This window comes from Bradyrhizobium sp. BWC-3-1 (assembly GCF_032917965.1).
GTDB classification, from domain to species: domain Bacteria; phylum Pseudomonadota; class Alphaproteobacteria; order Rhizobiales; family Xanthobacteraceae; genus Bradyrhizobium; species Bradyrhizobium canariense_D.
Genome location: NZ_CP136625.1, coordinates 103,160 through 115,797 on the forward strand (window position 1 = coordinate 103,160; position 12,638 = coordinate 115,797).

Annotated in this window: 14 protein-coding genes and 1 tRNA gene; 5 read left to right on the forward strand and 10 right to left on the reverse strand. The window is 64.4% G+C overall.

From position 1 onward, the window contains the following. Positions 1–107 precede the first annotated feature (107 nt). The 9 genes from trpA to aroA form a co-directional block, all read right to left on the reverse strand. Positions 108–944, reverse strand: coding sequence for a tryptophan synthase subunit alpha (gene trpA / locus RX329_RS00430; protein ID WP_085349901.1), 837 nt, complete (start codon positions 942–944; stop codon positions 108–110). Then, the gene (gene trpB / locus RX329_RS00435) at positions 941–2,158 is read right to left on the reverse strand and encodes a tryptophan synthase subunit beta (protein WP_085362029.1); all 1,218 of its coding nucleotides are present in this window, start codon (positions 2,156–2,158) and stop codon (positions 941–943) included. The genes trpA and trpB overlap by 4 nt, the downstream gene beginning before the upstream one ends. After that, positions 2,155–2,826 carry a phosphoribosylanthranilate isomerase gene (locus tag RX329_RS00440; protein ID WP_085362030.1) on the reverse strand — a complete coding sequence of 224 codons (672 nt, stop codon included), beginning with the start codon at positions 2,824–2,826 and terminating at the stop codon, positions 2,155–2,157. Before RX329_RS00440 ends, trpB begins: the two co-directional genes overlap by 4 nt. An 82-nt stretch (positions 2,827–2,908) precedes the next feature. After that, a complete protein-coding gene (locus RX329_RS00445) occupies positions 2,909–3,301 on the reverse strand; it encodes a lipopolysaccharide assembly protein LapA domain-containing protein (RefSeq protein WP_085362052.1) in 393 nt (130 codons plus the stop codon). A 71-nt stretch (positions 3,302–3,372) separates the two neighbouring features. Beyond that, positions 3,373–3,678: an integration host factor subunit beta gene (locus RX329_RS00450; protein ID WP_007598410.1), complete on the reverse strand. Its 306-nt coding sequence runs from the start codon at positions 3,676–3,678 to the stop codon at positions 3,373–3,375. 172 nt (positions 3,679–3,850) lie between these two features. Further along, positions 3,851–4,831, reverse strand: coding sequence for a signal peptide peptidase SppA (sppA, locus tag RX329_RS00455; RefSeq protein ID WP_018455760.1), 981 nt, complete (start codon positions 4,829–4,831; stop codon positions 3,851–3,853). 264 nt (positions 4,832–5,095) lie between these two features. Continuing rightward, positions 5,096–6,802: a 30S ribosomal protein S1 gene (gene rpsA, locus RX329_RS00460; RefSeq protein ID WP_027566167.1), complete on the reverse strand. Its 1,707-nt coding sequence runs from the start codon at positions 6,800–6,802 to the stop codon at positions 5,096–5,098. A 267-nt stretch (positions 6,803–7,069) separates the two neighbouring features. Beyond that, positions 7,070–7,708, reverse strand: a complete 639-nt coding sequence (gene cmk / locus RX329_RS00465) for a (d)CMP kinase (RefSeq protein ID WP_085362031.1) — start codon at positions 7,706–7,708, stop codon at positions 7,070–7,072. Further along, complete coding sequence (aroA, locus tag RX329_RS00470) at positions 7,705–9,102, reverse strand: 3-phosphoshikimate 1-carboxyvinyltransferase (protein WP_143273913.1); 1,398 nt, start codon at positions 9,100–9,102, stop codon at positions 7,705–7,707. The genes cmk and aroA overlap by 4 nt, the downstream gene beginning before the upstream one ends. Before the next feature lie 112 nt (positions 9,103–9,214). Between aroA and RX329_RS00475 the strand changes: the two genes are divergently transcribed. From RX329_RS00475 to RX329_RS00485, 3 genes are all read left to right on the forward strand, one after another. Continuing rightward, positions 9,215–9,625 carry a TIGR02300 family protein gene (locus RX329_RS00475; protein ID WP_007598417.1) on the forward strand — a complete coding sequence of 137 codons (411 nt, stop codon included), beginning with the start codon at positions 9,215–9,217 and terminating at the stop codon, positions 9,623–9,625. Positions 9,626–9,691: 66 nt separating this feature from the next. Further along, positions 9,692–9,767 (forward strand) — tRNA-Ala (locus RX329_RS00480). A gap of 105 nt (positions 9,768–9,872) precedes the next feature. Beyond that, the gene (locus RX329_RS00485; protein ID WP_018455755.1) at positions 9,873–10,115 is read left to right on the forward strand and encodes a GIY-YIG nuclease family protein; all 243 of its coding nucleotides are present in this window, start codon (positions 9,873–9,875) and stop codon (positions 10,113–10,115) included. Between the two features lie 16 nt (positions 10,116–10,131). Here RX329_RS00485 and RX329_RS00490 read toward each other — a convergent pair whose 3' ends face one another. After that, a complete protein-coding gene (locus tag RX329_RS00490; protein ID WP_018455754.1) occupies positions 10,132–10,593 on the reverse strand; it encodes a MarR family winged helix-turn-helix transcriptional regulator in 462 nt (153 codons plus the stop codon). 155 nt (positions 10,594–10,748) lie between these two features. Here RX329_RS00490 and RX329_RS00495 point away from each other — a divergent pair, with 155 nt between their 5' ends. Continuing rightward, a complete protein-coding gene (locus tag RX329_RS00495; RefSeq protein ID WP_007598424.1) occupies positions 10,749–11,174 on the forward strand; it encodes an organic hydroperoxide resistance protein in 426 nt (141 codons plus the stop codon). A gap of 175 nt (positions 11,175–11,349) precedes the next feature. Further along, positions 11,350–12,567, forward strand: a complete 1,218-nt coding sequence (locus tag RX329_RS00500; protein ID WP_026233020.1) for a CaiB/BaiF CoA transferase family protein — start codon at positions 11,350–11,352, stop codon at positions 12,565–12,567. Positions 12,568–12,638: the final 71 nt, after the last annotated feature.

The following is a 12,638-nucleotide window of genomic DNA, read 5'->3' on the forward strand; positions in this document are numbered from 1 at the left end:
GATCCCGCCTGGGGACCACCTGAAGGGATATATGGCGGCCGGGACCCGGCCCGGCAAGCCGCCGTATCGTCCGCCTTGCTCGTCGGACTTGGCAGCGGAATTAAGGCCTATTCCGCCGCCTGTTGCGCGCCCTTGACGCCCTGGGCCAGTGCCGCCGTCAGCTCGGCGACGGCGTTGACGGTTTTGGCCGTCGCGCGCCCTTCCGCATCGAGGCTGTTCTTGAGCGCATCGACCAGCGCGGTGCCGACTACCGAGCCATTGGCCTTTTCGGCAATGGCGCGCGCCGCCTCCGGCGTGCGGATGCCGAAACCGACGCATATCGGGAGCTTGGTATGCCGCTTGATGCGCGCGACCGCGTCGCCGACGGCATTGGCGTCCGCCTCCGCTGCACCGGTGATGCCGGCGATAGAGACATAGTAGACAAAGCCTGACGTGTTCGCGAGCACGGCCGGCAGGCGCTTGTCGTCGGTGGTCGGCGTCGCCAGGCGGATGAAATTGAGGCCGGCCTTCATCGCGGGCAGGCAGAGCTCGTCGTCCTCTTCCGGCGGCAGGTCGACGATGATGAGGCCGTCGATGCCGGCACTCTTCGCATCACCTAAGAACTTGTCGACGCCATAGATGTAGATCGGGTTGTAGTAGCCCATCAGCACGATCGGCGTGGCATTGTCGTCCTTGCGGAAGCCGCGCACGAGATCGAGCGTCTTCTTCAGCGTCATGCCGGCCTTAAGCGCGCGCAGGCCTGCCGCCTGGATCGACGGACCGTCGGCCATCGGATCGGTGAAGGGCATACCGAGCTCGATCACATCGGCGCCCGCCTTCGGCAGCGCCTTGATGATCTCGAGCGAGGTGGCCGGATCGGGATCGCCGGCCATCACGAAAGTGACGAAGGCCGCGCGGCCGGCTTTCTTCAGCTCGGCGAAGCGGGTGTCGATACGCGTGGTCACTTGCTCTTGCCCCTCAGGATGTCGCCGACCTGCGGGACGTCCTTGTCGCCGCGGCCGGAGAGGTTGACGACCATCAGGTGATCTTTGGTCCGCTTCGGCGCGAGCTCCATCACCTTGGCGATGGCATGTGCCGGTTCGAGCGCGGGGATGATGCCTTCCAGCTTTGACAGCACCTGGAACGCTGCGAGCGCCTCGTCGTCGGTCGCGGAGAGATAGTTCACGCGGCCGATCTCGTGCAGCCAGGAGTGCTCGGGGCCGATGCCGGGATAGTCGAGCCCGGCGGAGATCGAATGCGCGTCCTGGACCTGGCCGTCGGCGTCCATCAGGAGATAGGTGCGGTTGCCGTGCAGCACGCCGGGACGACCGCCCGCGATCGACGCCGCATGCAGTTGCGTCAGCCCGTGGCCCGCAGCTTCGACGCCGAAGATCTCGACGGTGGAATCGTCGAGGAACGGATGAAAAAGGCCCATCGCGTTGGAGCCGCCGCCGATGCAGGCCACCAGCGAGTCCGGCAGGCGGCCTTCGATCTCCTGCATCTGCGCCTTGGTCTCATTGCCGATGATCGACTGGAAGTCGCGGACCAGCGTCGGATAGGGATGCGGACCCGCGACCGTGCCGATGCAGTAGAAGGTGTTGTGCACGTTGGTGACCCAGTCGCGCAGCGCCTCGTTCATGGCATCCTTCAGCGTGCGCGTGCCCGACTGCACTGGAATGACCGTTGCGCCCAACATCTCCATGCGGATGACGTTGGGCTGCTGCCGCTCGACGTCGACGGCGCCCATGTAAACGATGCATTCGAGGCCGAAGCGCGCGCACAGCGTCGCGGTGGCGACACCGTGCTGGCCGGCGCCGGTCTCGGCGATGATGCGCTTCTTGCCCATGCGTCGCGCCAGCATGATCTGGCCGAGCACGTTGTTCACCTTGTGCGAGCCGGTGTGGTTGAGCTCTTCGCGCTTGAGGTAGATTTTCGCGCCGCCCAGATGCTCGGTCAGACGCTCGGCGAAATAGAGCGGCGAGGGCCGGCCGACATAATTCTTGAGATAGCCGTTCATCTCGATCTGGAAGGCCGGATCGACCTTGGCCTCGGTGTAGGCTTTCTCCAGATCGAGGATCAGCGGCATCAGGGTTTCGGCAACGAAGCGTCCGCCGAAAATGCCGAAATGGCCGCGCTCGTCGGGGCCGCTGCGATAGGAATTGGGTTTTGCAACATTCATCGGACGCTCAACTCTTGACTTGCATCTTGGCTTGCGCGCGCGGCGCGAATGAAGGCCTTGATCATCTCGGGGTCCTTCACGCCCGGGGCGCTCTCGACACCGGAGGAGACGTCGACGCCACCGGCCCGGGTGACGCGAACGGCTTCGGCGACGTTGTCGGCGCTGAGGCCGCCCGAGACCATATACGGCAACGCGAGCTCCAGGTTTCCGAGCAGATGCCAATCGAATGGTGCGCCGAGGCCGCCTGGCCGCGTTGCGTCCTTCGGTGCGCGCGCATCGAACAGGATGCGTTCGGCAACCTCTGCGTAACCGGGCAGCACGGCGAGATCGGCTGACGTTGCGACCGGCACGACCTTCATCACCGGACGACCGACCCGTTGCCTGATGTCGCGCAGCCGGGCCACGCTCTCCGTGCCATGAAGCTGGAAAATGTCCGGCGACAGCGCGTCCATGATGTTGTCGAGCGTGGCATCGTCGGCATCGACGGTGAGCGCGACCTTGAGCGCGCGCCGCTTCACCTGCCGGCCGAGCTCCCGGCCGGCTTCCAGCGACAAATGTCGCGGCGACGGCGGGAAGAACACGAAGCCCACCATGTCGGCACCCGCCTCGAGCGCCGTTTCGAGCGTCTCGGGCGTGGACAGGCCGCAGATTTTGACGAGCAAGGACATGTTCTCGACGGATATGGGCTCAAAGCAAATGGAGGGCCGCGGGTCCGCGGCCGGAAAACGGGCTTTTCGGTTGCGGCCGCTTCTACAACGTCGCGCGCTGCTTGTCTCGCCCGACGGGCCCGTAAAGCCCCACACCGGAGGGAACGGGGAGGCGCTGGGACTCAGGCCTTGCTGCGGCAGACTGGGCCCGCAGATCAGCCAGCTCGCCTCGCGCGGCCCGGGCATCCGCGTCATGCCGGCGCGCCGCACGCCGCCAGTGCCGCTGGCCCAACCAGACGGCACAACCACCCGCGACCACCCCGAGCGCAGCCACCACGATCAGGAGCAGGAACAGCGGCAGCGTGACCGAGAATGACGGGTCATTGGACACGAAGGGATCGAACGAGACCGTGACGAAATGCCGGTTGGCGACGGCAAACACCATCAGGATCAGGCCCAGCGGAATCACGACCAGCGCGGTCAGGAATTTTCGCATCTCGGCTCGCTCGCCTTGAATCAAGCTTGCGGTCGCATCGCTCGCGACCGCGGGAAACCCTGAGGTGGACCTCAGTCTGGCGCGCCTGGATCCGGATGGTCGCGATTCAGCCGTTCGCGCATTTCCTTGCCGGTCTTGAAGAACGGAACGCTCTTCTGATCGACAGGCACATGGGCGCCGGTGCGCGGATTGCGCCCTGCGCGTGCAGGGCGATGCTTGACCGAGAAGGCACCGAAGCCGCGCAACTCGACGCGATCACCGCGCGCGAGAGCCGCTACGATCTCTTCGAGAATCGCATTCACAATGTTCTCGACATCCCGCTGGTACAGATGCGGGTTGTGCTCGGCGATACGCTGAACAAGTTCGGATTTGATCATCGAGAGATAGGACCCGGGAGCGTGCGGACGACCATTTCCGTGAAAATACCGTGATCTGTCAAGACGCTAAATGAGGGTTGAGCGTCGTGAAAACACGTGACAAATGCCGAAAAAGCGGGCTGGACCTACACGCGCCGAACGGGAAAAACCTCTGTAGCTCGCCCGGTTCCGGTCAGTTCGACGCCGCCGGCTGCCACAAGGCGAGCATTCCATCCATTCCGAGCCGATCGACCGCCTGTGCGACGCCGGTTTGTCCGATTTGATGCGCAATCGAGCCTAAACCCAGTGCTTCCAGCGTTACTGCGGCCGCCGTCTTGAGGAACGGCAGATCGCTGAAGCGCGGCTGCAGCTTGTAATCGCGCACGGAGAGCCCCTTCTTGACGCCCTTCTGCTCGACCAGCCAGGTCACGGCGGTCTTCTCGTCGCCGATCTGATCGATCAGCTTGAGATCGATGGCCTGGCGTCCGGTGAAGACACGGCCATCAACCACTTTCTCGAGCTGCGTGTCATCCATGCCACGCCGTTCCTTCACCAATCCCTTGAACCAGGCATAGGAATCCTTCACCAACGCATCGAGCGCCGCCCGTGCCTCAGGGCTGGTTGGCTCGAAACCGTTGGGCGCGGCCTTCAGCGGCGTGGACTTTACCTCCTCGACCTTGACGCCGACGGTCTTCAACAGCTCCGAGACGTTCGGAAACTGGAACAGCACGCCGATCGAGCCGACCAGCGAGCTCTGCTGGGCGATGATGTGATCGCTGGCGATCGCGGTGATGTAGCCGCCGGAGGCGGCGAGGCCTTCGACGACGACAACGAGCGGCTTCTTTGCCTTCAACCGTACAAGCGAATCATAGAGCTGCTCGGAGCCGGCGGTGGTGCCGCCCGGCGAATTGATGTGAACGATGACGGCGGCGGCCTGCGAATTCTCCAGCCGCTCGAGCGCCTGGGTCCGATCGGAATCGCTGCGGATCAGGCCCTCGATCTGGACCCGCGCGATCGAGCCGGCGGACGCGAACGTGCCGCGCGCACCAGGCGTCGCGACCAGCGCGAAGCCTGCGATCGCCGCGATCGCGATCAGCGCGGCCAATACGCGCCAGAACGTCAGCTTGCGGCGGATCCTGCGGCGATCGACGATGATGTCCGAATCGAGTGACATCTCAATATCTCCAAATGAAAGGCCAGGCGCGTTGTGCCGTCGCAGCGTCGCCATTGGCTTATCTGGATACATCAATTGCGGCGCAATTAGAAGAAAACAAGGCCGGCTGCCGCGTAGCCCGGATGGAGCGCAAGCGTAACCCGGGGTTCTCGCCTCACGGAGAGGCTTTCCCGGATTTCACTTCGCCCCATCCGGGCGACGACCTCACTACAAAAAAGCCCCGGCTCGCGCCGGGGCTTTGATGCAGTGAAACCTGCGTTTCGCTTACTTGGTGTCGCGGTTCTTGAGCGCGGTGCCGAGGATGTCGCCGAGCGTTGCTCCCGAATCGGAAGAGCCGTACTGCGCGATGGCTTCCTTCTCTTCGGCGACTTCGAGCGCCTTGATCGACACCTGGACCTTGCGGGCCTTCTTGTCGAACTGGATCACGCGGGCATCGACCTTCTCGCCGACGGCGAAGCGTTCGGCGCGCTGATCGTTGCGGTCACGAGCGAGCTCCGAGCGCTTCACGAACGTGGTGAAGTCGGTACCGGTGATCTTCACCTCGATGCCGCTCTCCTTCACTTCGATCACTTCGCAGGTCACGACCGCGCCCTTCTTGACATCGCCCGGCTCGGCGAAGGGGTCGCCTTCAAGCTGTTTGATTCCAAGAGAAATGCGCTCCTTCTCGACGTCCACATCGAGCACCACGGCCTTCACCATGTCGCCCTTCTTGTAGTTGTCGATCACCTGCTCGCCCGGCTGCTTCCAGTCGAGGTCGGAGAGATGGACCATGCCGTCGACGTCGCCCTCGAGGCCCAGGAACAAACCGAATTCGGTCTTGTTCTTGACCTCGCCCTCGACCGTCGAACCGGTCGGGTGACCTTCGACGAAGACCTCCCACGGGTTGCGCATGGTCTGCTTGAGGCCGAGCGAGATGCGGCGCTTGACGGAATCCACTTCCAGCACCTGCACTTCGACTTCCTGCGAGGTCGAAACGATCTTGCCGGGGTGCATGTTCTTCTTGGTCCACGACATCTCGGAGACGTGGATCAGGCCTTCGATGCCCGGCTCGAGCTCGACGAACGCGCCGTAGTCGGTGATGTTGGTGACGCGACCGGTGAAGCGGGCACCCAGCGGGTACTTGGCTTCGATGCCCTGCCACGGATCGTCCAACAGCTGCTTCATGCCCAGCGAGATGCGGTGCGTCTCGTGGTTGATCTTGATGATCTTGACCTTCACGGTCTGGCCGATCGAGAGCACCTCGGTCGGATGGTTGACGCGGCGCCACGCGATATCGGTGACGTGCAGCAGACCGTCGATGCCGCCGAGATCAACGAACGCACCGTAATCGGTGATGTTCTTGACCACGCCGTCGATGACCTGACCCTCTTCGAGGTTCTGCACCAGTTCCTGGCGCTGCTCGGCGCGGGTCTCTTCGAGAACCGTGCGGCGGGACACGACGATGTTGCCGCGGCGACGGTCCATCTTGAGGATCTGGAACGGCTGCGAGTTGTTCATCAGCGGCGCAACGTCGCGGATCGGACGGATGTCGACCTGCGAACGCGGCAGGAAGGCCACGGCACCGTCGAGGTCGACGGTGAAGCCGCCCTTGACCTGGTTGAAGATGACGCCGTTGACCTTCTCGTTGTTCTGGAAGGCCTTCTCGAGCTTGCCCCAGCTCTCTTCGCGGCGCGCCTTGTCGCGCGACAGCACGGCTTCGCCGAGGGCGTTCTCGATCCGATCGAGGAACACTTCCACCTCGTCGCCGACCTTGAGCTCGCTGTCACGGCCGGGGCCGGAAAATTCGCGCAGGGCAACGCGGCCCTCCGTCTTCAGGCCGACGTCGATGACGGCCATGTCCTTTTCGATTGCAACAACCTTGCCCTTGATGACTGAGCTTTCCTGCAGGTTGCCGCCTGCGAAGGACTCGTCGAGCATCGCGGCGAAATCGTCGCGCGACGGGCTATAGGTATCAGCAGAAGTCGAAGCCATTTGTTCTCCAGTTGCGGATGTCGTGCCGGCCGTTGGGTTCTTGGGCGCCTCGTACGCGCAGTGTCGGAAGGTCCGCAGAACCTTCGAGCGACCGCTCGCTGCTCCGACCTGGAGGGCGGAACAGCGGAAGCGGGCCGGCTGAGGCCCGCGCGTTCGATACGTGGAAATCTTTTGTCCGGAGCCTGGATCGCGTCGGCCCCAAGCAGGGACCGAGAGTATCGACCTCAAAGAGCGGGAGCGGGCGCTTCCTCCAATGACGGCAGCGGCTTAACCCCGCGACCGGCCCGCTCGGACGGCCTCGATAATGTCGATGGCGGCCCGGACGCCGCCTTCTATATCCAGTTGGGAGTTATCTAGCAAGTAAGCATCCGCGGCCGGCTTCAGGGGGGCGATCGCCCGGTTCTTGTCGCGTTCGTCGCGCTGGATGATGTCGGCGAGCACGGCCGCCTCGTCGGCCTCCTCGCCCCGCGCCTTGGCCTCCATGGTCCGGCGGCGGGCACGGACCTTGGGGTCGGCGACGACGAAGATCTTCACGTCGGCATGGGGGCAGATCACGGTTCCAATATCGCGCCCATCGAGCACGGCGCCGGGCGGATCGGCGGCGAATTGCCGCTGAAAGTTGATGAGGGCCTCGCGCACCTTGGGGATCGCCGAGACGATCGAGGCGCCCTCGCCGGCCTTCTGGGTCTTCAGCGCGGGATTGCCGAACTTTTCGGGATCGAGTTCCAGCGCCGCAGCGACCGCCGCCGCCTCGTCCCGGAGATCATGACCGGACTGCATCAGGGAATAGGCCACCGCGCGATAGATCACGCCGGTATCAAGGTGACGGTAGCCGTAATGGTGGGCAAGGCGCTTGCCGAGGGTGCCCTTGCCCGACGCCGCGGGCCCGTCGATGGCAATGATCATGAAAAATCGGCCCCAAGCGAACGCATCATCGGGATGAAATCCGGAAAACTGGTGGCGATGAAGGCGGTGTCATCGACGGTTACCGGCTGATCGGAGGCGCAGCCCATCACCAGCGCGGACATCGCGATGCGATGATCCATGTGGGTGGCCACGACGCCGCCCCCAGGAACGTGGCCGCGGCCTTCGACGATCAAATCGTCGCCGGAGACCTCGACCTTGACACCGTTGACGCGGAGCATGGCGGCGGTTGCCTCCAAACGGTCGGATTCCTTGACGCGCAGCTCCTGGAGGCCGCGCATGATGGTCGTGCCCTCGGCAAAGGCGGCCGCCACCGCCAGCACCAGATATTCGTCGATCATCGACGGTGCACGCTCCGGCGGCACCTCGACACCGCGCAATTTCGAGGCGCGTACCCGCAGCTTTGCCATCGGCTCGCCAGCGTCGCCGCGAACTTCGCTTTCCTCGATCGAGGCGCCCATTTCGCGCAGCGTGGTGAAAAGACCCGTCCGCAGCGGATTGGTCATGACGTCGGGCAGGACGATTTCGGAGCCTTCGACGATCAGCGCAGCAACGATGGGGAACGCCGCCGACGAGGGATCGGCGGGCACGACGACATTGGCGCCATGCAGTTCCGGCTGCCCCACGAGCGTGATACGGCGGCCGTGCTGACCTTCTTGCACCGAGCTGATCTCGGCGCCGAAATGCTTGAGCATCAGCTCGGTGTGGTCGCGACTGGCCTCGGTCTCGATGACGGTCGTGGCGCCCGGCGCGGCCAGGCCCGCGAGCAGCACGGCGGATTTGATCTGGGCCGAGGCCACAGGCGTCTTGTAGGTGATCGGCAGCGGATCGCGCGCACCCTGGACGGTCAGCGGCAGACGGCCGCCCGCGCCGCCGGAGACGACCTTCGCGCCCATCTTTTCCAGGGGATCCAGGATCCGGCGCATGGGCCGGCTGCGCAGTGAGGCATCGCCGTCGAAAACCGCGGAGATCGGACAGCCGGCGACGGCGCCCATGACGAGCCGGCAGCCGGTGCCGGAGTTGCCGAAATCCAGCGGCGCTTTGGGCTCCGCGAAGCCTGCGACACCCACGCCGTTCACCTTCCAGGCGAAATCTCCGGTACGCTCGACCCTGGCGCCGAGCGCCTGCATGGATTTGGCGGTGTTAAGGACGTCCTCGCCCTCCAGGAGGCCCGAAATCCGCGTCTCTCCGACCGCGAGCGCGCCGAGGATGAGGGCACGGTGGGAGATCGACTTGTCTCCGGGCACCCTTACTTTCCCGGTCAGGGGACCGCTGGCGCGCGACTGGAGCGGCGTCGGCTTGTCGGAATCGGTCAAGTTTGTGTCCTTGGGTAGGCCCGAAACGTCCCTGCGGGACTCGCGGGGCAGGTACCACATGGTCTCCCCGCCGTCACGGGCATGTCGTTCTCCCGCAATGCGCTATTGACAGCGGGCCGCCAACTAGCCAAGTGAAGCACCGCTTTTCAGACATTTCCAGGATTCCTCTGCCGTGGCCAAGTCCGAACTCGGAACTAAACGTATTTGCCCGACCACGGGCAAAAAGTTCTATGACCTCAACAAGAATCCGGTGATCTCGCCCTATACCGGTGAAGTCGTGCCGATCGCGCCCATCGCGCCGGCTCGCGCACCCCGCGGTGCCGAAGCCCGTCACGCAGCCGCTGCCGCCGACGCCACGCCAGAGCCGGCGGAGGTCGAGGAGGTCTCGCTCGAGGAGGCCGATGCCGAGGAGAACACCGGCAAGGTCAAGGCCGTCGTGCCCGAATCCGAGGACGACATCGAAGTCGATGAAACTATCGAGGACGATGACGACGATGATTCGACCTTTATCGCCGACGACGAAGAAGGCGATGAGGACGTCACCGACATCATTGGTGATGTCGGCGGTGACGAAGAGACTTGAGATAATTCCAGAACTGTGGTTCTGGGTCTTTCCCGACGCGTCGCCCAAGGCGCGTCGGACGGTTAAGGGGCCATAGCTCAGCTGGGAGAGCGCTTGCATGGCATGCAAGAGGTCGGCGGTTCGATCCCGCCTGGCTCCACCACGCTTCGCCCTTCGGGCTACGCGTGGCGCAGCCGCGCGGAGCTCGAAGGGCGAAGCGTGGACTGGTGAGACTCCCACGCAGCGGCTGCCCGGGCGATAATCGTCAATGTGGTACGTCTACATCCTCCGCAGCATCGAATTTCCCGAGCAGGAATACGTTGGGGCTACGGAAGATCTGAAGCGCCGGTTTCCAGAGCACAATGCTGGCAAATCCACCCACACTGCCAAGTTCAAGCCTTGGAAGCTGATCTGGTACTGCGCCTTCCCTGACAAGCACAAAGCGCTCGCTTTTGAAGCCTACCTGAAGTCTCACTCCGGCCGAGCCTTCACAAAGAAGCGGCTGTCCTAAGAGCGCACCTCTAACCCTACTCCCCGATCACCGCATTCAACCGATCGCGCAACGCCACAATCTCGTCCTTCATCGCGACAAGCTCCGAGACCGAGCAGTCCGATGCCGCCAGAATCGATTGCGGCACGGCCCGCGCCTTGTCCTTCAAGGCCTGGCCCTGCGGCGTCAACGCGATCAGCACCTGACGCTCGTCCTCGCTCGAGCGCGTGCGCTTGACGAGGTGGGCCGCCTCGAGCCGCTTGAGCAGCGGTGTCAGCGTGCCCGAATCCAGGTGCAGCTTTTCGCCGATGCTCTTGACCGGCACGTCGTCGCGCTCCCACAGCACCAGCATCACCAGATATTGCGGATAGGTCAGGCCGAGCCGGTCCAGCAGCGGCTTGTAGACGCGGTTGAACGCATGCGCGGCGGAATAGACCGCGAAGCAGATCTGGTTGTCGAGGCGCAGCGGCGCGTCCGCTGCCGAATGTTTCCGGGGCATCGAGAATCTCACAGGACTTGCTCCATTCTGGGGCCGGCCGTCGCTACATTCAATTGCGAACAATTAAATGTGAGACGCTATAATTTCAATTGCGCGCAATCTAATTGCTTGCGATAAAGATGGCGCCCCCACCCCGAAAACACAGGGAGACAAAAATGTCAGTGAACGTCCTCTACAAGACCAGCGCAAAGGCCACCGGCGGCCGCGACGGCCATGCCGCGACCCTCGACGGCGCGCTCGACGTCAAGCTCACCACGCCGAAGGAGCTCGGCGGCGGAGGCGGCGCCGGCAACAATCCCGAGCAGCTGTTTGCTGCGGGCTATGCCGCCTGCTTCATCGGCGCGATGAAGTTCGTGTCCTCGCAGGGCGGCCCCAAGGTTCCGGCCGACGCCTCCGTGACTTCGACCGTCGGCATCGGCCCGCGCGCGGCCGGCGGCTTCGGTCTCGACATCGACCTTGCCGTCTCGCTGCCAGGCCTCGCCCGCGCGGAAGCCGAGGCGCTGGTCGAGAAGGCGCACCAGGTGTGCCCGTATTCCAACGCGACGCGCGGCAATGTCGACGTCCGCCTGACGGTGGTCTGACCGGTTTCGGTGAAGCGGCTGGCCCGGGATACCCCCGGGCCGGCCGCTTCCCTTTATTTGCCATCTCGCGGGATTGCGGCGAGCGGCCTGCATGACGCCCTACGCGCGAAGCCATTGCCGGCTCGGACGAACCTCGTTAGGCCTGTGATCACATCGACACAGGGGACGCGAAGGCATGACTGAAGCCGCCAGTTCTGGAGCTGCCATGGGTGCAATGAGCGGCCTGCGCGTCATCGATCTGACGCGCGTGCTCGGCGGCCCCTATTGCACCCAGATCCTCGCCGACCATGGCGCCGACGTGATCAAGGTCGAGCCGCCCGCAGGCGACGAGGTACGCGACTGGGGCCCTCCCTTCCACGAGGAAGACGCGGCCTATTTCATCGGCATCAACCGCAACAAGCGCTCGATCGGCCTCGACCTCGCCTCCGAGGGCGGCCGGACCGTGCTGCTCAAGATGCTGGAGAGCGCCGACGTCCTGATCGAGAACTTCAAGCCGGGCACGCTGGAGAAATGGGGCATCGGCAACGAGGTGTTACGCGAGAAATTTCCGCGCCTCGTGCATTGCCGGATCTGCGGCTTCGGCGCCGACGGCCCGCGCGGCGGCAATCCCGGCTATGACGCCATCATCCAGGCCATGACCGGCATGATCGCGGCGACCGGCTCGCCCGAGAGCGGACCGATGCGGATCGGCGTGCCGCTGGTCGACATCGGCACCGGCCTCTATGCGGCGATCGGCATCTTGATGGCGCTGTCGGAGCGGCAGCGCTCGGGCCAGGGCCAGTTCCTGGAGACCACGCTGTACGAGACCGGTCTCGCCATCATGCATCCGCACACCGCGAATTATTTCATGCATGGCAAGCCGCCGTCGCTCACCGGCAACGAGCATCCCAACCTCGTGCCCTATGCGATCTTCCCGACCAAGACCGACGACATCTTCATCGGCGTCGGCAATGACGGCACCTTCCGCAAGCTCGCCAAGGAGATCGGCAAGCCCGAGCTCGGCACCGATCCGCGCTTTGCGCGCAACAAGGATCGCATCGGCAATCGCGAGGCGCTGCGGGCCGAGCTTGCCGCCGTGTTCAGCCAGCACGAGGCCGAGCCGCTGTGCAATCGCCTGCTCGCCGCGGGCCTGCCCGCCGGCCCCGTGCAGAAGATCGACCAGGCATTGACCAACCCGCACACGATCGCGCGCGGCGATATTATCGAGAAGGATTGGTACAAAGGCGTGGCGTCGCCGATCCGGCTCGACCGCAGCAAGCCGAGCCTGCGGCGCCTGCCGCCGAAATTCAGCGAGCACGCCGCCGAGGTCCTGGGCGAATTCGGCTACTCCAGGTCCGAGATCGACGCGATGGTCGAGCAGGGCACTGTCTGCGGCCCCGAGCGCAAGCGCTAGCGCCCTCGCCTTCCACATCCCACGGCAATGCCGCAGTGCGGTGCGGGCGCTCTGTGCACCGCGAACGGAGG